Here is a 22,812-nt window from a genome sequence, read left to right on the forward strand (position 1 = left end):
AGCGCTGGCCGGCTGCGCCATCGCGCAAGCTCATGATCTTGGTGAATTCCCGCCGGCCCTGGTCGCGGGTCCGGACGGCACCGTGCAGCTCGCCCAGCCGACCGCCGTCAGCTTGTCGTCGGAGCGGCGCCGGACCCAGACATCGAGTTCGACCTTGGTGCCTTCCGGTGAACGGGTGACGTCGGTGACCAGCGCCTGCACGCTGATCGGCTCGAAGACCTCGAGCGTGTTGATGAACTTGATCCGCATCCAGCCGCGGGTCAGCCAGTGCTGACCGAACGCCTGCGTCAGATATTCTCCGATCACCCCGACCTGCTGCTGGCCCTGCACGATCGGCATGCGCAGCGCGCCCTGACGCGCGACGGTGTAGTCGCTGTGAATGTTGCGGACGAACTCGCCGATCCGCGAGAAGACCGCGGCCTGCTCGGCGGTGATGACCTTGTCGAGCGGCGCCAGCACGTCACCGGTCCGGACGCCGGCTTCTATCCGGTCGACCTTTCTCGCATCGGCCGGCACTTCGCCCGTCACCTTGCGGTCGGGCGTGCCGCTGCCCCGCCCGGCGATCGCGCCCGGCACGGTCCGAAGGATCTCGACACCCCTGTGACGGATGATCGAGCGGCCATCCTCGCCGATCGCCTGGGCTTCCATGATGACGTAGCCCTGCCCCCGGCGCTCGTAGGCCTCCACATAGGACCCCGACAGCGTCACCTTCTCACCGAGGAAGACGGGGCTGTCGAACCACATCTGCTCCTCGGTGTGGAAGCCGACCGTTCGCGACCCGGCATAGACCAGCGTGAACAATTGCAGCAGATCGTTGCCGAGCAGGCAGGCATGGCCGATCCGGCGGCCATCGAACGGGCTCTCCTGCAGAGTCCACGGATTGTAGTCGTTCTGCGTGAACGCGAACCGCTTGATCTTGTGGTCGTCGACCGTGATCGTGACAGGACCGAATTGCTCGGGAATTGCGAGGTTTTCGAACACCGGTTCCTTGAGCCCGGCTTCCAGATCCTCGGTGTGCGCCGCCCTGCGCGGATCGGTCAGGTCGCGCCAGGGATCGGGCAGGTTGGCATCGGTCTGGTCCGGCGAGGCGCCGGGCTTCTTGTCACTGAGCATCGATCGTCTCCACATCGTCGAGCAGCAGCGCCGCTGCCAGCATCCCCGGATCGTCGGCATCCGTGCTGCGCTCGGGGAACATGCGCGCGCGGCCGATCCGGCAGGGCCTGCCGCGAAAGTCTTCGAGCGCCGCTCGTGCCGCCCTGGCCGCCGTCGCTTCGGTGGCGGGACCTGTCCTCAGGGCTTCGGCGACGGCCCGGAGACTGTCGAGAACGGTCTTGTCGCCGGCGCTGGCCTTCCCCCGCTCGGCGACCGCATCGGCCATCGCCGCAGTGACGTCGGCCATGTCATCGGCAGCAAGAGCGCCGCCTCTGGAACCCGCCTGTCTTGCAAGCGTCATCAGCGCGGTGGCGACGAGGGTTCCAAGGCTCGATCCGGTTTCTTTCATGGTCGCCTGGGCGAGCCGCCTGGCCGCGCCCGGCAGATCGTCCGACTGCCGCGCGTCGGCGGCGACCATCGCCGCGAGGATTCGCTTCAGCATGGAACCGGTATCGCCATCGCCAAGCCTGGCGTCGGCAGCGTTCAGCGCCTGCTCATGCCGCGCCGATGCGGTGTCCAGACGCTCGATGAAATCCGCCAGGTCGGCAGCTGAGATCGTCATGGCGACACCGTCCAGAACGGGCACGAGGCCGGCGCTGCCATCAGCGCTTCGAGTTCCTCGTCGAGCACCATCAGCGACAGCGACGCGCCGGCCATTTCCATCGACGTGACGTAGTTTCCGATCATCGGGGTGACGGGCGTGACCTCGGCCTGACCGAGCCGACGGGCGATCTGACGCCAGACGATCAGCAGTTCCTCGAGCGGGGTCGCGCCAAGCCCGTTGACGAGTGCTGCGACCCGGGCTCCTGGCCGGAGTGGAAGCTCGGCCGCAAGGCGCTCGTACATGATGTCGGCAACCGCGTCGGCGGTCGCAAGCGCCGCGCGCGAGATGCCCGGCTCGCCATGGATACCCATGCCCACCTCCATCTCGTCATCGCCGATCCGGAAATTCGGCTCTGACGCCGTCGGTACGCGGCAGGGCGAAAGCGCCACGCCGATCGAGCGGGTGTTTTCCGCCGCCCTGCGGACGACGCCGGCAACCTCGGAAAGGTCGCGGCCCGCCTCGGCCGCCGCGCCTGCGATCTTGTAGAGAAAGACGATCCCTGCGACGCCACGGCGCTTTTCCGCCTCGTCGGGCGCCGCGCTCGCCACATCGTCGGCGCCGAGCACCGTCGCGCATTCGATGCCGTCGGCGGATGCCATCTCGCCCGCCATGTCGAAGTTCATCCGGTCGCCACCATAGTTGCCGTAAAGGCAAAGCACGCCGGCACCCCGGTCGGCAGCCTTGATGGCGTCGATGCACGACTGCACGCTCGGCCCCTCGAACACGTTGCCGACCGCGCACGCATCAAGCAGCCCCTCGCCGACATAGCCGGTGAACAGCGGCAGATGGCCCGAACCGCCGCCCGTCGCGATGCCGACCTTGCCGTCGCGAGCGGGCTGCGCGCGTGCGACGCAGCGGCCGCTCTCGCCGCCCAGCGACAGGCCGGGAAAGGCCGCCACGAGCCCTTCCAGCATCTCGTCGACGTAGCGCGCCGGGTCGTTGATCAGCTTCTTCATCTTGCGTTCCGGGTCCCGCATTGATCAGTAGTTCAGCCGTTCGTTGCCTTCGAAGATCGTCACCGGCGGATAGGCGTGCTCGTCGGTCACGACATCGATGACGGTGGTGATCTCCGCGGAAAGGGCTGCCTCGAGTGCCGGAAGGAACGCCTCGGGCGTTTCGACGCGGACACCTTCAACACCGCAGGCTCTCGCGATAGAGGCGTGGTCGACGGGGGAAAAATCCACCACGTCGGAGTGATCGCCCCAGATCACCTTCTCGGCATGCTTCTGATAGCCGAGGATCTGGTTGTTCAGCACGATCAGCACGACCGGCAGGCCCATGCGCCGGGATGTCTCCAGCTCCGACCAGACATGGGCGAACCCGCCATCGCCGACCAGGCCGACGACGCGCGCGTCCGGGCGGGCGGCCTTGGCGCCCAGCGCATAGGGCAGACCCCAGCCAAGGCCGGCAAGACCGCGCGGCGTCAGGATGCGCTGACCCGGCCGCTGCACCTCGAGAAAGTTGGCGACCCAGATCGACGAATAGCTCGCATCGGCCACGACGATGTCGTTCGGCTCAAGGACCGCGCCGAGATCGCGCATCATCCTCTCCGGACGCACCGGCGACTGATCCATGTCGACCACCTGCGCCATTTCGTCGGCATGCGCGCGCAGACCATCGGCGATCTGCGCCTCCACCTGAGGCCGTGCCCCGTGACGAGCCGAGAGGTCGCGCGTTGCCAGTTCCGCCGTGAGCGCTTCGATGGCGAGCCTGGCGTCGGCGACGATCCGCACTTCGGCCTCGTAGTTCCGGCCGATCTCTTCGGGATCGATGTCGATATGGATGTAGCGCGCACCCGACGGGTAGAGCTTCCAGCTGTCGGTGCCGTTCTGGTTGGTCCGGTTGCCGATCAGCAGCACCACGTCGGCCTTTTCGACCATGGGGCGCAGGAACTTGCAGCGGCCGCGCGTGCCCATGTAGTAGCCGACCGGACCGAGCGTCAGCGGATGGCGTTCGGACACCGCGCCCTTGCCCATCGTCGTCGTGGCGACGGGCAGCGAAGCGGTCTCCTGCAGGGCGGCAAGCGCTTCGCAGGCGTCCGAAACGTGCACGCCGCCGCCGGCGATCACCAGCGGGTTGCGGGCGCCGACAAGAAGATCGGCCGCTTTGGCGATCGCGTCGGCATCGGGTCCGACACGGTCGAGGGGAAACCGGCCGAGGCTCGCCTGCCGCTGGGGTTCACTTCGGCCGACGGCCTCGTCGAACAGGTCGATCGGCACGATCAGGACGGCCGGGCCAGCCCGGCCCGACGCGGCGGCCGTGAACGCCATGTCGACATAGTCGTCGATCCGGTCGCCTTCCGAGATGCGCCTGATCCATTTCGCGCAACCCTTGAAGAGCTCCAGATGATCGAGTTCCTGAAATGCGTTGCGGTCGGTCATCTTGCGATCGACGTCCTGCACGATCGCCACGATCGGTATCGACGCCTTCAGCGCCTCCGCCAGACCGGCCACCAGCAGCGTCGCCGCCGGACCGTTCTGAGCGGTGACGACGGGCACCTTGTGGCTGATGCGCGCATAGGCATCGGCCATCGCGGCGCCGGCGTTCTCGGTGCGGTAGCCGATCTGACGCATGTCGAACTGCGGCGCGCACAGGAACAGCGCCGAGGGAATGGACTGGCCAAAGATGTCCCTGACACCGTGACGGCTCAGCGCCGCCGCGAAGATGTGGGCACCGCTTGTGTTGGCTTTGGCGTCGAGCCGAACGTCCATTCCTGTCTCACTCCGGTTGGCGGTTGGCGCCCTTTCCGGGCGGTCTGGATCGAACGAAAATTCGAAACGTTTCTATTTTGATATTGCGCGGCGCCGGCGGCGTCAAGCCCGATCGTCGGCCAGCCTGTGAAAAGCACCACCGGGCACGGCTCTGCGCTTCCGGAAACCCGGTCAGAATGGCATCGAGCGGTCATACGCTCGCAAACCGGCAATGGCGGTTGTCGGGCCGGCCGGGCTCGTCATTCATGACCGGATCGGCTTGAATGGTGACCGGTGTATAAGAAAGGGAAAGTCAGAGCGATGAGCCAAACGCATCGGGGATCATGCCTTTGCGGGCAGGTCCGGTTCGAGATCACCGGCGATTTCGAGCGCTTCTATCTGTGCCATTGCAGGCGCTGCCGGAAAGGCACCGGTTCGGCCCACGCGGCGAACCTGTTTGCGCCCGGCGCGACGCTCCGCTGGCTGTCCGGCGAGGGCCAGGTGAGGCAATACGCCGTGCCGGAGACACGGCACACCCGGTGTTTCTGCGAAACATGCGGCGCGCCGGTTCCCCGGGCGCCGAGGAGCGGCACCCTTGTCGTGGTGCCGGCGGGCAGCCTCGACAGCCCCGTGACGATCCGGCCCGATGCCCACATCTTCATGGCCGACCGCGCGGACTGGGACCACGCCCTCGAACAGGTGCCGCAGGTCGACACGGTCCCGAAGCCGTAGCCGCACGCAGGCGCACATGCGGGCCGACATGAAAAGGCCTGCCGCCCGGTCGGGCGGCAGGCCATTGTCGAGCGAGACCGGTTCCTAGAAGAAGCCGAGCTTGTTGGGATTGTAGCTCATCAGGATGTTCTTGGTCTGCTGATAGTGGTCCAGCATCATCTTGTGCGTCTCGCGCCCGATGCCGGACTGCTTGTACCCGCCGAAGGCCGCGTGCGCCGGGTAGGCGTGATAGTTGTTGACCCACACCCGGCCGGCCTCGATCGCGCGGCCGAAGCGATAGCAGCGGTTGGCATCGCGCGACCACACGCCGGCGCCAAGGCCGTACATGGTGTCATTGGCGATGGCGAGCGCCTCTTCCTCATCCTTGAAGGTCGTCACCGATACGACCGGGCCGAAGATCTCCTCCTGGAAGACCCGCATCTTGTTGTGACCCTTCAGGATGGTCGGCTGGATGTAGAAGCCGTTCGCGATCTCGCCGTCGAACCGCGCCTCGGCGCCGCCCGTCAGCACCTCGGCGCCTTCCTCGACACCGATCGTCAGGTAGGACTTGATCTTGTCCTGCTGCTCCCGCGAGGCCTGGGCGCCGACCATCGTGTTCATGTCGCGCGGATCGCCCTGCACGATGGCCTCCACCCGCGCGATGCAGCGCTCGATGAACGCCTCGTAGATATCCTCCTGAATCAGGGCGCGGGACGGACAGGTGCACACCTCGCCCTGGTTGAATGCGAACAGGACAAAGCCCTCGACCGCCTTGTCGAGAAACGCATCGTCCTCGGCCATCACGTCGGAAAAGAAGATGTTCGGGGATTTCCCGCCCAGTTCCAGGGTGACCGGGATCAGGTTCTTGGTCGCCGCCTTCATGATGATCCGGCCCGTCTCGGTGGACCCGGTGAAGGCGATCTTGGCGATGCGATCGGATTCGGCGAGCGGTCCGCCCACCTCCGGGCCGAAGCCGTTGACGATGTTCAGGACGCCATCGGGGAGCAGATCGGCGACCAGTTCCGCCAGCACCATGATCGCCGCGGGCGTCTGTTCGGCCGGCTTGAGCACGACGCAGTTGCCAGCCGCCAATGCGGGCGCCAGCTTCCATGCGGCCATCAGGATCGAGAAGTTCCACGGAATGATCTGCCCGACCACGCCGAGCGGCTCGTGGAAATGGTAGGCGACGGTGTCGGCGTCGATCTCCGACATGTTGCCTTCCTGCGCCCGCAGCACGCCGGCGAAGTAGCGGAAATGGTCGATCGCCAGAGGAATGTCGGCGGCGGTCGTCTCGCGGATCGGCTTGCCATTGTCCCAGGTCTCGGCCTGGGCCAGCGTGTCGAGGTTGTCCTCGAGACGATCGGCGATCTTCAGCAGGACGCTGGACCGTTCGGCGGCCGAGGTCCGGCCCCATGCGCCCTTGGCCGCGTGCGCGGCATCGAGCGCCATCTCCACGTCGGCAGCGCCGGAACGGGCCACTTCGCAGACCTTCTGGCCGGTGATCGGCGTGATGTTGTCGAAATACCTACCGTCCACGGGGGGCACGAACCGGCCGCCGATGAAATTGTCGTAGCGTTGCTTGAACGGCGAGGTGTACTCGGCCGCAATGTTCGTCATGACGTTCATGAGAGCTCTCCTCCAATGTCTCACGATGCGCCCGATGCGCATCCGGAGGAATCAATGAGCTTGTTGGTGCTGTGTGTCAGCGGGCCCGGGCCGGTCGGGACCGGCAAGCTGTCTCAGTCCTGAGACAGGTCCTGCGGCCTTTCGCTCACGCCAAGCCGTTTCATGCGCCGATAGAGCGTCGCGCGGCCGATCCCGAGTTCGCGCGCTGCCTCGGACATGTTGCCGCCTGCCCGCGTGATGGCGCGCAGGACGGCGCCGCGCTCCGCACCCTCGAGGCCTGCCGCGTCCTCGCCGGTCAGATCGCGCAGCGGCCTGCGCTCGATCCGCCCTTCGCGGGCCATGCCGAACGACTGGCGTGCGGCGCGTGTCGCGCCGACGACGATGTCGTCCCGATCGACCGCCAGAAGCTGTGCACCCGCGCTCTCCTCGCCCGCGATCAGGATACGCCGGCCGGAGAAATGGTCGCGGAACAGATCGGTCTCGATCTGCATGGACAGCCGGTTCACCATCGCCGCGATCAGCTGGTTCATGCTCTCGGTCTGGTCGGCGCGTGCCGACGACACGTCGAGCGCGGCGACCAGCGCCCCGTCGGGCCCGTAGACCGGCGCGTCGATGCAGCTCATGCCGATGTTCTGCGCCATGTAGTGTTCGTCGCGATGCACGATCAGGGCGCGGCGTTCGGCAATGCAGGTGCCGATGCCGTTGGTGCCTTGGCGCGCCTCGTTCCAGTCCGCGCCCGGCTCGAGACCCCACGACCGGAACGCTTCGGCGTCGCCCGCCGAGGTCCGCCCCGAAAGCACCAGCCCGTCCTGGTCGGTCAGGAACACCGCCGCCCCGCAATGGGCGATCATGTGGAACAGTTCGTCCAGCCTGGGTTCGGCCAGATGAAGAAGGCGCCCCGACGCCTCGCGTTGCTGGCCGAGGCGGTCGGGGTCGAGGTCGCGGTTGGCAGGCGGCGCGGCGGGGTCGAGCCCGTGCTTGGCAAAGCTGCGCCGCCACGATGCGGCCACCGCGCACCGTGCCGCCGCACGGGAACTGGACACGCTTTCCAGCACGCGGTCCACGTGGTGTCTGATCATGGCCTTCCTCCCGGGACGCCGCGATGGACCGGCGTCCTGCGCGCAGCATAGTCCGTTTCGGCGCATCCCGACATTGGGCGAACGACCAAGCACAAGCAGCGTTGTGCCGGGCCGATCAGCCTGGTGCGAACGCGGCGGCGCGCGGCTGCTACTCCTCGTTGCGGGGGATCAGATAACCGCGTTCCGGAAGCCACGGGTTGAGCGCGACCGCCTCGCGCAGCACCGCCTGCCCTGCCAACGTCCGGCCGAGACTGAGAAGCGCAAGTGCCTGCCCCGACATCGCGCCGGTATGGTCGGGGTCGAGCGACAGCGCCTTCTCGAGATCGGCCAGGGCCAGTGCGTGATCGGAACGCAGGAAGTGAACAAAGGCGCGCTGGTTCCAGCCCTCGGCATAGTCCGGGCAGTAGGCGATCAGGGCATCGAACTGGGCGATCGCGCCTTCGAAATCGTAGGATTCGCGCCGCGCCATGCCTTCGTCGAGCAGGGACTGCGCGAACGCATCGGGCGCCTCGGTCCAGATCGCCCACAGCTCGTTGTTGATGCGTCGGCCCTCGCTCTCGCTTGGCGCCGCCTGCAGCCGCTCATAGATCGCCGCGATCCGGTCGGACCGGTCGGGAACCTGCGGACAGGCGGCATGCGCCGTCGCCACGAATACCGTCTGGATCATTGCGATCGCCAGAGCCCGTCCAATCATGGCCACCCTCCCTGTGTCCTCATCCGGCGCGTCGCGGATTGAGACGCGCCCCGCCGGTGGTGTGCTGTGAGTTCACGATGGTCGTCGCGCTCGTCGATAGCGCCACTAACTTGAACCATTGAGTAAAGTTTCCAGAAAAACGATCAATTCTTCGCATCATTCCAGTTTCGAGCCGTATTCGACTTCCAGATTGACATGGATCAAAGACCCGGTTCTGCCGCAAACCAACACTGCGAGAAGGCAATGTCGAGAGGAGAATCCGATGGCTGACGAAGTGTTGGATAAATTCACCGATCAGGCAATCCGCTTGTTCGAAGAAGATCCGGATGCATCTCCCGAGCAGGCGAAGGCGGCGCGCATAGCAGCCGAGAAGGCGGCGGAGGCCGTCAGGGTCGACCAGCGCTCGCGGGACGAAGAACTGCTGGAAATGCTCCGCACGCGAATTGCCGAAGAGGGCATGGAACCGCGCGCGCTGATCCGCGAAGTGTCCTTGCGCGCCAGTTCGGGCTGCGACGGCCCCACCTGTGGCGTGGGTTGCGGGATCGGATGCGCCGGCGGCTGCCTGATCGGCGGGGCCACCCTGGTCGGCTTTGGCGCAGCCGGAGGCACGACGGGCGGTTCAGGTACCTCGATCGCCTTGAGCTAGGCGCCTGCTGCTTCGCGCGGCAAGGCGTCGCCCGGCCCGATCCCGGATGAGCGAGTGAGGGCCGGCAGGCTCACGCAGTTGCTGCCATGGACGGATGCAAGCGGCTGGCACGCTGACCCGGCCCCGCGCCCAGGGAGGATCGCGTCATGGACGGAACGTCACAAAGCCGGGTAACGCTGACCTTCGAGAGTGATTCCGGTCGCTCCTACCTTTACGATGACGTCACCGGAAACATCTTTCCGTGGAACCCGCTCCGGGAAGCTGTCCTGAAAGCTGATCTTGACGGGGAACCGGAAGAAGGGCGTCAGGAGCTCCGACGGCGATTTTCCGAGCGTGACGTGACCGCAGCGGAAGAGTTCGTCCGGCGGTGGCGAAGCCTGTACGGGGCCTTCGTCCGCACGACGGGGCCCGGCCCCGCGTTTCGGGTTCCATCGGCGCGGGAACTGGAAAGCCATATTCGCGGCGGTTCGTTTGCACTGATCCTGATCCTGACGGAAAACTGCAACCTGCGCTGCGGCTACTGCTCGCTCAGCGAGGTCTATCCCCTCAACCGCGTACGCACGGCCCGGCGCATGACGATGGAGACCGCGCGGCGGGCGGTCGACTGGTACGCCGATCTGGTCGCCCCGCAACGCGCAAGAAACCCGCGCAAACGCTTTGGTCTGAGCCTCTATGGCGGCGAGCCGATGCTCAACATGCCAGTCCTGCGCGGCATCCTGGAGTATTGCTCCCAGACATATCCCGGCCTGTTTCTGCCGGTGATGACGACCAACGGCACCGCGTTGACGCCACGGAACGTGGAAACGCTGGTCAAGCACGATGTCCTCGTCGGCATCAGCATCGACGGGCCCGCCGAGGAGCATGACCGGCTGAGGATCGACTCGCGGGGCCGCGGAACGTTCGACGCAATCGCGAAGAACCTGCGTCACATCAAGGACAACCATCCCGAATACTGGAAGAACAAGCTGACGTCGGTCTCCGTTTACGACTGGGGAACCGACCTTGAGGCCGTCGATACGTTCTTTCGGGAGAACGAGGACATCATTCCCCGTTCGGTCTTCGTCAACCAGGTCGGTTCGCGCAACACCGATTGGTACGAGCAATATGGTCCCGACGACGCCGGCATTATGGTCGAGCGGCTCGAGCGACTGCGCCAGAGCTACAAGAAGGCCAAGATCGGGAACCAACGGACGAGCCACTATTCGAACTGCCTGATCGGCATGGGCATTTCGATGGTCATGCTTCGACAGCGGGCGCTCGACCAGCGCGCCGGTTTCCTGCCCTTCACAGGCACCTGCGTGCCGGGTGACAAGCTGGCCGTGCATGTCGACGGCAAGATCGACATGTGCGAGCGCGTCAGCGGAGACTATCCGCTGGGCCATCTCGACCAGGGCGGCATCGACTATGACCGCGTCAGCGAAATCATCCGGGAGTATCAGGACCGGGTGATGGGCTACTGTCACCAGTGCGCCAACACCAAGCATTGCGGCATGTGTTTCTCGCTGGCCGAAACGGCCGACGGCTTCGCCAAGGAGGCCGGGCGATGTGCCGCCATCGCCGATAACGCCAGACAGCGGATGGCCGACTTCATGAGCATCATGGAAGGCAATCCGGAAGCCGATCTGCAGTTCGAATCCGATACTTCGATGCTCGAGCAACGGATGCTGTTCCAATACTGAGGAGGGTCCGATGCGCTATTTCGAGCTGGCGACCGATTGTTTTCTGGTCGAGGGGCAGAACGAGGCTGCCCTATACGACGTCCATGGTGGCCGTCTGTTCCTTCTGGACCGGTCCGCGCATGAACTCCTGCGAAGCTGCGCGGACGGCGCGCCGGTACCCGATAATTCGAGCGAGGACGCAGTAGCGTTCCTGGACGCGTTGCAGGCCGCCGGCCTCGGCTTTTTCGACGACGCGGCCGCCGGCAGTGACAAGTTGCTGTTGCACCAGCCGATCGAATGGAAGGGCATGTGCATGACGCCGCCCGACTTCAAATCCGTCGACTGGCAGATCACCAACGCGTGCGACCTCGATTGCCGCTTGTGCGGTGATGACGACAAGACCCTGTCCTGGCAGAGCTGCCAGACATGCCTTCGGCGCGATGCCGGCGGCGCTGAAGCATGGATGCCCGAGGACCTTGAGGCCTTCATTGCCGATATCGCCAATCTGGGCGTCGGCACGCTGCATATTCGCGGCGGAGAGCCGCTTCTCGCCTGGCAAAGGCTGGAGCGCATTGCACAGGCAGCAGCGGAGACGCCGCTTACACTGGTCGTCACCACGACCGGTATGGGCCGCCCGGCGAACGATCTGATCGCTCTGGGAAAGGGCCGCCGGTTCGGCCTCAACATCGTGATGTTCGGACATGATGACGAGACTTCCGAGACGGCGTGTGGCCGGTCCGGCGTGCTCGCGGCGCAGGTCGCCCTGATCGATGCACTGGTCGAGGCACAGATTGCCTTTTCCATCACCTTCCTTCTGACACCGCTCACGCAGGGGCGCCGCAACGCGATGCAGGAATTCGCGCAGCGGCGCTGGCGGACGAGGCCGGCCTTCTCCGAGGTATGCACACGTGAGGATGTGAAGAACGGGTTCCGGCTCTCCCATCTTGACGAGCGCGAACGAAAGCCACTGGCGCCGTGGGAGTCGCCCGAGATGTTCTTCTTTCGGGTCAGGAACAATACGTGCACCTCCGGCTTGCTCGAGATCGGCGCCGATGGCTTGCTGCGGACCTGTTCAGGGCTGCCGAAGGTCCACGGCGATGTCGGCCGGCAGGGCCTTGTGGCGGCCCTGTCCGGGACCGGTCTCTACGAAAGCTGGAAACGCGGCAAGAGCGACGTCGAACCGTGCCGGCGTTGCGCCCTGCGTTATGCGTGCAGCGATTGCTCCTCATTCGAGTTCGCTGATCAGCCCGATGCCAATGCCAAGTCCGCCTACTGCGGATATGACCCCTGCGATGATACCGAAAGCGCAATTGAACGCGAGTGGACACCAACCTCGTTCGTGCGTCCCCTGCGACTGCGGGAGCGAGCGTAACGGCCCGTGAACGAGCCACCGGCCGGTCGTCTGCCCGTCCGGCAGTCCCAGCTTCGCCGGGGCGCCGCCGCAGGGGCGTCGCCGCAGGGGCGTCGCCTGTCGGGCCGTGCGGCGCAGCACGCCCCCATTCGCCCCGAGACCCGGGAAACCGGCACTGTCAGGCTGCCTGTTCCGTCGTGATTCCGGAAATCGCCTGGATCAGATTGTCCTCGGTCACCTCGTCGGAGGAGAAGGTACGGATGATGCGGCCGCTGAACATGGCGACGATCCGGTCGCTGACATGCAGCACCTCGGGCATCTCGGAACTGATGACGATCACGGCATAGCCCTGCGCGGCCAGGTCGCGGATCAGATTGTGGATCTCCGATTTCGAGCCGACATCGATGCCGCGCGTCGGCTCGTCGACGATCAGCACCCTTGGGTGCATCGAAAGCCACTTGCCGATGACGATCTTCTGCTGGTTGCCGCCCGACAGATTGCCCGCGATCTGCTTCCAGCCCGGGGTGCGAATATCGAGCTTGTCGCGATAGAGATCGAAGATGGCGATCTCCGCGCCGTCCGAGACGAACGGACCGGCCGTCAAATCCTCGACCTGCGGCAGGGTCATGTTGTCCCGGCAGTTCATGCCGAGAACCAGCCCCTGTCCCTTCCGGTCCTCCGGCACCAGCGAAATGCCCTTGCTGATCGCGTCGGCGGGCGAATGGATCCGCGTCGGCTCGCCGTCGAGAAGGATGGTGCCCGCGCTCGGCGTGCGAAGGCCGAACAGCGTTTCGGCGATCTCGGTGCGCCCGGCGCCGACCAGCCCGTAGAACCCGACCACCTCGCCGGCGTGCACGGTGAAGCTGATATCCTCGAACAGGTGGCCGCAGGAAAGCCCCCGCACCTCGAGCGCCACCTCGCCCAACTCGTGATGGCTGACATTGCGCGACAGGTCGAGCTTGCGCCCGATCATGAGCTGGGTCACCTCGTCCTCGGTGGTATCGGCCGTATCGAGTGTCCCGCGGTAAAGACCGTCGCGCAGCACGCTGATCCGGTCGGTGATCCGGAAGATCTCTTCCATGCGGTGCGAGATGTAGATGATGCCGACGCCCTGGTCCTTGAGATCGGCGATGACGTCGAACAGCACCGATTTCTCCGCATCGGTCAGCGATGCGGTCGGCTCGTCGAAGATCACCGCCTTGGCGTCGACCGTCAGCGCGCGGGCGATCTCCACCATCTGCTGGTTGGCGATGGACAGGGTGCCGACGATGGTGCGCGCGTTGAACCCGACATTGAGCCGCGACAGGATGGCGTCGGTCCTGTCGTAGAGCTTGGCCCAGTCGACGCGACCGAATCTCCTGCGCGGCAATTCGCCCAGATAGATGTTCTCGGCGACCGACAGTTCCTCGGCCAGGCTCAGTTCCTGGTGGATGAAGACGATGCCCTTGGCCTTGGCTTCGAGCGGGCTGCGCATCTGCACAGGTTCGTCGCCGACGATGATCTGGCCGGAATCGGGCTGGTGGATGCCGCCCAGCACCTTCATCAGGGTCGACTTGCCCGCCCCGTTCTCGCCCATCAGCGCGTGCACCTCGCCGGGCATGACGGCAAAGGAGACATCGTCGAGCGCGCGCACGCCTGGAAAGGTCTTGACGATCTGCTCGAGGCGCAGAGCCGGTTTCGGTTCGCTCATGTCTTCAGCGCCTCCTTGCCCTTCACGTTCAGTTGCCGGTCGAGAATGAGCACCGCGATCAGGATCAGGCCGATCACCAGATTGACGGTTTCGGTGTTGGCGCCGATATGGGCCAGCCCCTTGCGCAGAAGCTGGATGGCGATCACGCCGCCGAAGGTCGAGATGATCGATCCCGATCCGCCGGTCAGCTTGGTGCCGCCGAGAACGACGGCGGTGATCACCCACAATTCATAGAGCTGGCCGTCGTTGGGATTGACCGAACCGGATTCCGAATAGAACACGACCGCCGACAGCGCTGCGAGAAAGCCGATCAGCATGAAGTTGATCATCATGTGCGGGCCCACCCGAATGCCCGCATTGACGGCCGCTTCGCGGTTGTTGCCGATCGCATAGGCGTTGCGGCCGTGGACCGTGTAGTTCATGACGAACCACAGGATCACCGTGACCGCCAGCAGGAACCAGGTCGCCGTGTGCAGGCCCAGAAACTGGGCCTCGGCGAAATCGACCAGCGTCCAGTTCAGATGCGAGGTGGGCTGTTCGCCATTGTACATGAAGACGAGGCCGCGATAGCCGAGCATCGAACCGAGCGTGACGATGAACGCGTCGACCCCCGTCTTCCAGACGATCAGCCCGTTGATCGCGCCCAGCACGATGCCCGTCATCAGCGCCAGCGCCCACGAGACCGGGATCACCCAGTCGCCCATGCCGCCGAAGATCGGCCATGTCATCGAATCCAGCAGCACGATGGCGGCGAGCGCGAAGGTCGCTCCGACCGAAAGATCGATGTTGCCGTTGATCATGATGATCGTCATGCCCACCGCGATTATGCCGATCGGCGCGGACTGCTTGAGCAAAAGCAGCATGTTGTCGGCGTCCATGAACGCCTTCTCCGACAGCGACAGGAACTCGCCGGCGATCGAAAAGAAGATCAGCTCGAGGACGATGAAGCCCCAGATCGCGCCGCTTTTGAGAAACCGGCTCAGTGTTCCCGCTTCCATGATCCTGCCCGCCCTACGCGATCGGTGACCAGAGCTTGCCGCGCTTGGCCGCGATATCGAGCCAGACGGCAAGGATGATGATGACCCAGGTGACGACATACTGAGCGTAGAACTGCAGCCCCACGAGCAGCAGCCCGTTCTGGATGAAGCCCAGGATCAGAACGCCGATCACCGTCTTGAAGATCGTGCCGGACCCGCCGAGCAGCGAGGCGCCGCCAAGGATCACCGCGGCGAGCACTTCGAGTTCCATGCCCTGGCCGACCGTGTTCTGGCTGCCGAGCGAGCGGCTGGCCTGGATCAGTCCGGCGGTCGCCACGCAGAACGCCGACACCAGGTAGCACATGAAGACCGTGCGGGCCCGGCGAACGCCCGAGAAGGTGGCCGCCACGCCGTTGCCGCCGACCGCATAGACCTTGCGGCCGAACGGCGTCCTGGCGAGCACCATGCCGAGCGCCGCCGCCATCAGCGCGAAGATGAGGATCGGCACCGGGATGCCGGCAATGGAGCCCTGTCCGAAGACGGAGAACCAGGTACCCTCCTTGTCGGCGATGTCCATGTTCTTGCCGCCCGAATAGGTCAGCGTCAGCCCGTGGATCGCCGACAGCATGCCGAGCGTGACGATCAGCGAATTGAGCTTCAGGTAGCCGACCAGAAAGCCGATGAATGCGCCCAGACACAGGGTCATGGCGAACATGGCCGGGATCGCCATGGCCGGGCCGATCTTGTCGTGCAGGTCGAGCACGACGATCGTCGAGAACGACATCATCGAGCCGACGGAAAGGTCCAGATTGCCGCTGATGACCACGAAGGTCACGCCGAGCGCCATGACGCCCAGGATCGCCGAGGAGCGGACCACGCCGAGAATGTTGTCGGGGTCGAGGAAACGATCATTGGCGATCGTGAAGCCGATCATGAACAGGATAAACGCGATCAGAATGCCCTGACGGGCGAGGAACGCGCCGATTTCGGCTCTGGAGAACCGTCCGGCGGGCGCGGGACTTGTCCCGCGTGCGCCCGGTTCCTTGATGAAGTCGGCCATTGTGCTTCCTCCCGAAGCGTGTGCTCACACGAGCGTCATGCCGCCGTCGATCATCACGATCTGCCCCGTCATGTAGTCGCTGTCGCGCGAGGCAAGATATGTCGTCGTGCCGGTGATGTCGGCCGGCTGCGCCACCCTGCCCTTCAAAATGTCGGCCGAGAACTCCGCCATCGCCTGACCGGGGCGCTCGGAGGCGCCGATGTCCATGAGGTCGCGGTCGACCTCCTCCCACATCTCGGTGGCGACCACGCCGGGCGCGAAACCGGTCACCGTGATATCGTGCCGGGCCAGGTCGCGCGCGCCCGACTGGGTCAGCGAAACCACCGCCCACTTGCTGGCGCAGTAGGGCGCGACATTGTCGAAGCCCTGCCGGCTGGCGATCGAGGCGGTGTTGACGATCTTGCCGCCCGACCCCTGCGCGATCATCTGACGCGCCGCTTCCTGCATGCCGATCAGGCAACCGAGCGCATTGACGTTCATGATGAAGTGCCAGTTCTCATCGGTAACGTCGAGAAAGTTCATCGGCTTGTTGACGCCGGCATTGTTGAACTTGACGTCCAGCTTGCCGAAGCTTTCCACCGTGTGGCCGATCATGTCGCGCACCTGCCCGCGATCGGTGACGTCGACGGCGCAGTGGGTGACCCGTGCGCGATTCCGGTCGGCACGCTCGCCATTGGCCTCGGCGGTAGCTCTGGCGCCGTCCTCGTCGATGTCGGCGAAACATACGTCGGCGCCCTCTTCGACGAGTGCCTCGCCGATCGCCCGGCCTATGCCGCGCGCGGCGCCGGTCACAATGCAGGAACGACCGGAAACACGGCCCATCGCAGCCTCCCAACCGCAAGCGGGATTGTGGGTGCAGGTCGGGGCGCGGAGCGTTGCGCCCCGCGCCCGAACCCGGACGACAGAGCGGGCCTAGAAGACCGGCTTGTCGAACTCACCCATATTGTCCTGCGTGATCTTGGGCGTGTCGAAGTAGTTCAGGAACGGAACGTCCTTGCCTTCGAGCACGTCGATCGCGGTCTGCAGGGCGGCTTCGGCGTCATCGACCGGTGACTGGTAGATCGAGCCCCAGTACTCGCCGGCCTCCATCGCTTCATAGCCGACGGCGAAGTTGGTGGCGCCGACAAAGATGATGTCCTCGGCCCGGCCGGCGGCCTTGGCCGCGTTCAGCGCGCCCACGCCCATATTGTCGTCGCCCGAGTAGACGCCGTCGATGTCGTCATACTTGACCAGGAACGCTTCCATCACCTGCTGGCTCTTTTCGCGGTTCCAGTCGCCCGGCTGGGTCTCCATCAATTCGACGTTCGGGCACACTTCGGGCAACCGGTCCTCGAAGCCCTTGGCCCGCTCGATGGCGGTCGTGTAGCCCGGCTGGCCGGAGATCTGGACGATCTTGGCCTCGTCCTCGATGCCCATGTCCTTGAACTTGTCGCACATGATCTCGGCCGAGCGCGAGCCCTGCGTGATGTTGTCGGGACCCGAGAAGGACGCCACGAAGTCGAAGCCTTCCTCGGCGATGTTGGAGTTGGTGACAATCACCGGGATGTCGGCGTTGTGCGCCTTGCGCACGGCGGGAATGACCGCCTCGCCGTTGGTCGGCCAGACGATGATCGCGTCGACCTCCTGCTGGATGAGATCCTCGAGCTGGGCGATCTGCCGGGCGACGTCGCCACCGGCGTCCAGAACGACCGTCTCGACCTGGTCGTTGGCTTCAGCGGCGGCGATGAATGCCTTCTCGTAGGTCGTCTGGTAGCTGTCGACGCCCACATTGTTCTGCGTGATGCCGATCCGGTAGTCGGCGGCGGCGGCGCTGCCGGCAAACGCCAGTGCAGCGATCGCCGTGGTGGCGGCAAGCGACGTGCTTACTCTCATCTGAATTCCTCCCACATGGGTTTTGAGTTGAGGGCCGGCGCGGCGTGACGCGCGGCTCCCGATCGACCGCCCCATCCTCCAGAGACGATCTGCCATAGCGTGCCGCGAGACGCATGGCGAAGAAGTTCCGATTATATCCAGAACGGATGCCTTGATATCCATATTGGACATTTTGGCCGTTTGGCCGGACATTCAATTTGAACATTCTGAGGAGGCTGCCATGGACGAAGAAAGCAAAGCCGATGGTCGCCGGCCATCATCCAGGCGACGCGCAGGGGTGGAGCGATCAGGAAGCTACAAGGTGTCGGGAGGAGGAGAGAGCGCGGACCAGCAGCCCGTTTCGCAGAACGATCCGTTCGAGATGCTCAATGTCATCTCGTTCATGGAGGCGTTCGGCGAGGAGCTTGAAGACGCTCTGGGGTTCGTCGCGCCCAATCCGCAATTGCGCATGTCGTTGCATCTGATCAGAAGCCATCTGGAGGCCAAGGCGGTCACGCCGACATCGCTCATCGGCGCGTCGGGCGTGCCCTATGCGACCGCCTCGCGCCGCATGAAGCAGATGATCGACGACGGGCTGATCGATCAGCGGCCGCGCACCCGCACCGGCAAGACATTCACCCTGCACCCGAGCGAGAAGCTGCTGGAGAGCTGGGTTCAGATGACCGGCCGGCTCAAGCGCCTTGCCTCGTCGAGCTTCGGCACCGTCGACACCCCGGAGACGGTCGACGACTATTATTACGGCGGCTCGTACATGGCGGCCCGCCCGATCCCCCCGCTGCGGGTCCTGCCCGAGCCGTTGCGCGTCCCGGGCGGTCTGCGCGTGCTGGTGCATGGCGATCCGACCTTCATGGTGATGAACCATCTCAAGCGCCAGTTCGAGCAGGTGGTCGGCACCGACATTCACCAGCGCGCCTTCTCGATCGACCGGCTGCACGAGGAGATCCTGAAGAACGCCGAGCGCCGGGTCAGCCGCTACGACATCATCGCCTTCGATCTGCCGTGGCTGGGTGAACTGGCCGCGCGCGACATGCTGATGCCGCTCGACCGGGTCGTCGACATCTCAAGGCTCGACACCGCCGACTTCCACACGGCCGGCTGGAAAGCGGCGCACTGGGCGGGCAAGCCCTACGGCGTGCCGGCCCAGACGACACCGGAACTGTTCTTCTACCGCAAGGACCTGTTCGAGAAGGCGGGTCTGCGCCCTCCGGCGTCGACCGGAGAGGTCATCGCCGCCGCGCGCACCCTGCACAATCCGGCTCAGGGGCGCTACGGGATCGCCTGGAACGCCGCGCGCGGCACCGCGCTCGGCCACACCTTCCTGATGACGATGGCCGATTTCGGCCAGCCGGTGGTCGACCTTCCGCCGGCGGCCGGCGGGTTCGACACCGAACGCCTGCACCGTGGCGGGCTGCGGCCGATGATCGACACCGCGGCGGGCCGCGCGGCCGCCGAGTACCTTCTGGAACTGCTCGACTATTCGCCACCCTACATCCTGTCGATGTCCTGGTACGAGCGCATCCGGCCGTATGCGGCCGGCGAGGTCGCCATGGCATACGGTTACACGCTGCTGGCGCCCTACTTCGAACTCGACACGGCCTCGCCGGCGCATGGCCAGACCGGCTATCTTCCGCATCCGGTCGGACCGGGCGCGGCGCCGATCGCGCCGGTGGGCGGCTATGCGCTGGGCATCCCCCGCAACATTCCGGCCGAAAGGCAACACGCGGCCGCCGAGGCGCTTCTGGTCTTTACCTCGCCCGAGGCGCACAAGCTCTACATCCAGAACGGCAGCCGCACCAATCCGCGCTACTCGGTCAGCGCCGATCCGGACGTTCGCCGCACCTCAGACATCTTCGACGCGGTCGACGCCATGTCCTGGCGCGACGAACTGCAGTTCTGGCCGCGTCCGCCGATCCCGCAGATCACCGAAATCATTCGCATCTGCGGCGAGGAATTCCACGACATGCTGCGTGGGGTGGTCCCGCTCAAGACCGCCCTGCGCCAGGCGCAGGACAGGGCCGAGCGCGCCCTGCGCGCACCGATTTGACCAATGGGAGGGAAACCATGGATCCGAACCGCCTGAAGGGGAAGAACATCCTGATCACCGGCGCCGCGCGGGGGATGGGCGCCGCCAACGCCGAGGCGTTCGCGAGCCAGGGGGGCAATGTCTGCATCGGCGATCTCGATCTGGATGCCGCCCAGGAGGTCGCCGACCGCATCAACGAGGCCGGCAACGGAAAGGCCATCGCGGTGAAGATGGACGTCACCGAGCGGACGGACAATGCCGCAGCCGTCGCCGCCACGGTCGACGCGTTCGGCTCCATCAATGTCGGCCTGTTCAATGCGGGCCTGAACAAGCCCCGGTTCTTCATGGACATCGATGAGGACAACTGGGACATGATCATGAACGTCAACACCAAGGCGATGTGGCTGGGCATGCAGGAAGCCGCCCGGCAGATGATCGACCAGGGCCCAATGGAGGGCCATCCCTACAAGCTGATCAATGTCGGCTCGATCGCCTCGCGCAAGCCGCTGGTCGACGTCACCGTCTACTGCACCTCCAAATATGGCTGCCTGGCGCTGACCCATTGCGGCGCGATCGCGCTCGCCGAACACAACATCACGGTCAACGGCTATGCCCCCGGCGTCGTCGTCACCCCGCTTTGGGAACAGCTCGACAAGGACCTCGTCGACATCGGCTTCAAGAAGCGCGAGGGCCAGGCCTACGAGGACATCGTCCGCGACGCGCTGCAGATCAAGCGCGTCTCCTATCCCGACGACATCACCGGCACCGCCTCGTTCCTGGCCAGCAACGACAGCGACTACATGACCGGCCAGATGATCCACATCGATGGCGGCTGGTGCATCCAGTAGCCGCCGACCGGCAAACACAGGTGGGCGCAACGGCGCGCACCCGGAGGAGAACCCCATGAATCTCGCATTGACGCCCAACGTCCTGACCCCGGCCGATCTCGAACCGCACTGGCGGTGGGAAGGCCGGATCCCCGCCTGGGGGCATACCTCGGTCGACTTCGAGCGGCGCATCGACCACGACCGGCTGCGCCGCTACCGCCTTGCGCGCACGCGGCAGGCGCTGAAGGCGTCAAAGGCCGGCACCCTGCTGCTGTTCGACGTCAACAACATCCGCTACGTCTCGGCCACCAAGATCGGCGAGTGGGAGCGCGACAAGATGTGCCGCTTCTGCCTGCTGACAGGCGACGATTCCCCCTATGTGTGGGATTTCGGTTCGGCCGCCATGCATCACAAGAAGTTCTCCGACTGGCTCGAGCCCGACCATTGCCGCGCCGGCGTCGTCGGCATGCGCGGCACGATCCCGCCCGAATTCGGCCTGATGCGCAAATACGCAAAGGAGATCGCCGGCCTGATCCGCGATGCCGGCATGGCCGACATGCCGGTCGGCGTCGACTATGCCGAGACGGCGATGTTCCACGCGCTTCAGGAAGAGGGGCTGAAGGTCGTCGACGGCCAGCAGATCATGTTGGCCGCGCGCGAGATCAAGAACTGGGACGAGATCCAGCTTCTCACCCAGGCCGCCTCGATGGTCGATGGCGTCTACCACATGATCTATGAGGAGCTGAAACCCGGTGTGCGCGAGAACGACATCGTCGCGCTGTCCAACAAGATGCTCTACGAGATGGGTTCCGATGACGTCGAGGCGATCAACGCCATTTCCGGCGAGCGCTGCAATCCTCATCCGCACAATTTCACCGATCGCTATTTCCGGCCGGGCGACCAGGCGTTCTTCGATATCCTGCAGTCTTACCAGGGCTACCGGACCTGCTACTACCGCACCTTCAACATCGGTCGCGCCACGCCGGCACAGCACGACGCCTATGTGAAGGCGCGCGAATGGATCGACGCTTCGATCGCCATGATCAAGCCCGGCGTGACAACCGACAAGGTGGCCGCCGTCTGGCCGAAAGCCGAAGAGTTCGGTTTTCCCAACGAGGACGCGGCGTTCGGGCTGCAGTTCGGCCACGGGCTTGGTCTGGCGCTGCACGAACGTCCGATCATCTCGCGCGCGGTCTCGCTCGACCATCCCATGGAGATCGAGACCGGCATGGTGTTCGCGCTGGAGACCTATTGCCCGGCCGCCGACGGCTATTCGGCCGCGCGGATCGAGGAGGAGGTCGTCGTCACCGAGACCGGCGTTGAGGTGATCTCGCTGTTCCCGGCCGAGGAACTGCCGATCGCGAACCGGTACTGACCGATGAAAGACCTGTTCGACCTGACGGGCCGCAAGGCGCTTGTCACCGGCGGTGCGACCGGCATCGGCGAAGGCATCGCGCTTGGCCTCGCCGCCGCCGGGGCCGATGTCGCGGTGACCTATCGCAGTCACGCTCCGGCCGGCGCTACCGCGAAGATCGAGGCATACGGCCGCAAGGCCGCGGCGGTCCAGGCGGACTTCGCCGCAATGGACGAAGCGGCTGCCGAGGACATCATCGGCTTTGCGACCGAGGCTCTCGGCGGACTTGATATCCTCGTCAACAATGCCGGCACCATTCATCGCCAAGAGGCGGTGGCCATGCCGCTCGAGGACTGGCGCCGGGTTCTTTCGGTGAACCTCGATTCGGTCTGGCTGCTGTCGCAGGCGGCGGGCAGGCAGATGGTCGCCCAGGGCTCGGGCAAGATCATCATCGTCGCCTCGGTGCTCGGATCGCAGGGCGGCCTGCGCGTGCCCGCCTATGCCTGCAGCAAACACGCCGCCATCGGCCTCACCCGCGCGCTCTGCAACGAATGGGCCGGACACGGCGTCAATGTGAACGCGATAGCCCCGGGCTATACGGCGACCGACAACACGCAGGCCCTGCGCGATGACCCGGAACGCTCGCGGGCCCTTCTGGACCGCATTCCCGCCGGGCGTTTCGCCGAGGCATCGGAGATGGCGGGGGCCGCCGTGTTTCTGGCGTCGGACGCCGCGAGCTACTGCCATGGCAGCGTTCTGACCGTGGATGGCGGCTGGCTGGCGCGCTGAGAGGGGCAC

General features: G+C 65.3%; 20 protein-coding genes. 8 read left to right on the forward strand and 12 right to left on the reverse strand.

Annotated elements, in window-relative coordinates; translation table 11 throughout:
* Positions 1–30: 30 nt before the first annotated feature.
* The 4 genes from E0E05_RS15815 to E0E05_RS15830 are packed head-to-tail and all read right to left on the reverse strand — an operon-like array spanning position 31 to position 4,467.
* Positions 31–1,113 (reverse strand): hypothetical protein, encoded by a 1,083-nt coding sequence (locus tag E0E05_RS15815; protein WP_210215725.1) that lies wholly within the window; start codon positions 1,111–1,113, stop codon positions 31–33.
* Complete coding sequence (locus tag E0E05_RS15820; RefSeq protein WP_131617574.1) at positions 1,103–1,738, reverse strand: DAK2 domain-containing protein; 636 nt, start codon at positions 1,736–1,738, stop codon at positions 1,103–1,105. Before E0E05_RS15820 ends, E0E05_RS15815 begins: the two co-directional genes overlap by 11 nt.
* Positions 1,711–2,712, reverse strand: coding sequence for a dihydroxyacetone kinase subunit DhaK (locus E0E05_RS15825; RefSeq protein WP_131617575.1), 1,002 nt, complete (start codon positions 2,710–2,712; stop codon positions 1,711–1,713). The genes E0E05_RS15820 and E0E05_RS15825 overlap by 28 nt, the downstream gene beginning before the upstream one ends.
* Before the next feature lie 24 nt (positions 2,713–2,736).
* Entirely contained in the window at positions 2,737–4,467 is a 1,731-nt protein-coding gene (locus tag E0E05_RS15830) for an acetolactate synthase catalytic subunit (protein ID WP_131617576.1), read from the reverse strand.
* 300 nt (positions 4,468–4,767) lie between these two features.
* Between E0E05_RS15830 and E0E05_RS15835 the strand changes: the two genes are divergently transcribed.
* The gene (locus E0E05_RS15835; protein WP_131617577.1) at positions 4,768–5,178 is read left to right on the forward strand and encodes a GFA family protein; all 411 of its coding nucleotides are present in this window, start codon (positions 4,768–4,770) and stop codon (positions 5,176–5,178) included.
* An 84-nt stretch (positions 5,179–5,262) separates the two neighbouring features.
* Here the strand turns inward: E0E05_RS15835 and adh are convergent, their stop codons facing one another.
* From adh to E0E05_RS15850, 3 genes are all read right to left on the reverse strand, one after another.
* The gene (gene adh / locus E0E05_RS15840; RefSeq protein ID WP_280176658.1) at positions 5,263–6,774 is read right to left on the reverse strand and encodes an aldehyde dehydrogenase; all 1,512 of its coding nucleotides are present in this window, start codon (positions 6,772–6,774) and stop codon (positions 5,263–5,265) included.
* 122 nt (positions 6,775–6,896) lie between these two features.
* Positions 6,897–7,862: a GAF domain-containing protein gene (locus E0E05_RS15845; RefSeq protein WP_131617579.1), complete on the reverse strand. Its 966-nt coding sequence runs from the start codon at positions 7,860–7,862 to the stop codon at positions 6,897–6,899.
* Positions 7,863–8,010: 148 nt separating this feature from the next.
* Complete coding sequence (locus E0E05_RS15850; RefSeq protein ID WP_192900419.1) at positions 8,011–8,556, reverse strand: tetratricopeptide repeat protein; 546 nt, start codon at positions 8,554–8,556, stop codon at positions 8,011–8,013.
* A 262-nt stretch (positions 8,557–8,818) separates the two neighbouring features.
* On the opposite strand from E0E05_RS15850, the gene E0E05_RS15855 reads away from it, so the two are divergent.
* The 3 genes from E0E05_RS15855 to E0E05_RS15865 all read left to right on the forward strand — a co-directional run bounded on the left by E0E05_RS15855 (position 8,819) and on the right by E0E05_RS15865 (position 12,232).
* Positions 8,819–9,202 (forward strand): hypothetical protein, encoded by a 384-nt coding sequence (locus tag E0E05_RS15855; RefSeq protein WP_039724462.1) that lies wholly within the window; start codon positions 8,819–8,821, stop codon positions 9,200–9,202.
* A 146-nt stretch (positions 9,203–9,348) separates the two neighbouring features.
* A complete protein-coding gene (locus E0E05_RS15860) occupies positions 9,349–10,881 on the forward strand; it encodes a radical SAM protein (RefSeq protein ID WP_131617580.1) in 1,533 nt (510 codons plus the stop codon).
* 10 nt (positions 10,882–10,891) lie between these two features.
* A complete protein-coding gene (locus E0E05_RS15865; protein WP_131617581.1) occupies positions 10,892–12,232 on the forward strand; it encodes a radical SAM protein in 1,341 nt (446 codons plus the stop codon).
* 157 nt (positions 12,233–12,389) lie between these two features.
* Here the strand turns inward: E0E05_RS15865 and E0E05_RS15870 are convergent, their stop codons facing one another.
* The 5 genes from E0E05_RS15870 to E0E05_RS15890 all read right to left on the reverse strand — a co-directional run bounded on the left by E0E05_RS15870 (position 12,390) and on the right by E0E05_RS15890 (position 17,810).
* Positions 12,390–13,901 (reverse strand): sugar ABC transporter ATP-binding protein, encoded by a 1,512-nt coding sequence (locus E0E05_RS15870; protein ID WP_131617582.1) that lies wholly within the window; start codon positions 13,899–13,901, stop codon positions 12,390–12,392.
* Complete coding sequence (locus tag E0E05_RS15875) at positions 13,898–14,899, reverse strand: ABC transporter permease (protein ID WP_131617583.1); 1,002 nt, start codon at positions 14,897–14,899, stop codon at positions 13,898–13,900. The genes E0E05_RS15870 and E0E05_RS15875 overlap by 4 nt, the downstream gene beginning before the upstream one ends.
* Positions 14,900–14,912: 13 nt before the next feature.
* Positions 14,913–15,938 (reverse strand): ABC transporter permease, encoded by a 1,026-nt coding sequence (locus E0E05_RS15880; RefSeq protein WP_131617584.1) that lies wholly within the window; start codon positions 15,936–15,938, stop codon positions 14,913–14,915.
* Positions 15,939–15,962: 24 nt separating this feature from the next.
* Positions 15,963–16,760: an SDR family NAD(P)-dependent oxidoreductase gene (locus E0E05_RS15885; protein ID WP_131617585.1), complete on the reverse strand. Its 798-nt coding sequence runs from the start codon at positions 16,758–16,760 to the stop codon at positions 15,963–15,965.
* Positions 16,761–16,850: 90 nt separating this feature from the next.
* The gene (locus E0E05_RS15890) at positions 16,851–17,810 is read right to left on the reverse strand and encodes a sugar ABC transporter substrate-binding protein (protein ID WP_131617586.1); all 960 of its coding nucleotides are present in this window, start codon (positions 17,808–17,810) and stop codon (positions 16,851–16,853) included.
* Positions 17,811–18,111: 301 nt separating this feature from the next.
* Between E0E05_RS15890 and E0E05_RS15895 the strand changes: the two genes are divergently transcribed.
* The 4 genes from E0E05_RS15895 to E0E05_RS15910 are packed head-to-tail and all read left to right on the forward strand — an operon-like array spanning position 18,112 to position 22,803.
* Positions 18,112–19,854 carry an ABC transporter substrate-binding protein gene (locus tag E0E05_RS15895; RefSeq protein ID WP_244597794.1) on the forward strand — a complete coding sequence of 581 codons (1,743 nt, stop codon included), beginning with the start codon at positions 18,112–18,114 and terminating at the stop codon, positions 19,852–19,854.
* A 17-nt stretch (positions 19,855–19,871) separates the two neighbouring features.
* Positions 19,872–20,681 carry an SDR family NAD(P)-dependent oxidoreductase gene (locus E0E05_RS15900; protein ID WP_131617588.1) on the forward strand — a complete coding sequence of 270 codons (810 nt, stop codon included), beginning with the start codon at positions 19,872–19,874 and terminating at the stop codon, positions 20,679–20,681.
* 55 nt (positions 20,682–20,736) lie between these two features.
* A complete protein-coding gene (locus tag E0E05_RS15905; protein WP_131617589.1) occupies positions 20,737–22,035 on the forward strand; it encodes a M24 family metallopeptidase in 1,299 nt (432 codons plus the stop codon).
* Between the two features lie 3 nt (positions 22,036–22,038).
* Positions 22,039–22,803 carry an SDR family oxidoreductase gene (locus tag E0E05_RS15910; RefSeq protein WP_131617590.1) on the forward strand — a complete coding sequence of 255 codons (765 nt, stop codon included), beginning with the start codon at positions 22,039–22,041 and terminating at the stop codon, positions 22,801–22,803.
* Positions 22,804–22,812 lie beyond the last annotated feature (9 nt).

This window comes from Roseitalea porphyridii (assembly GCF_004331955.1).
GTDB classification, from domain to species: Bacteria; Pseudomonadota; Alphaproteobacteria; order Rhizobiales; family Rhizobiaceae; genus Roseitalea; species Roseitalea porphyridii.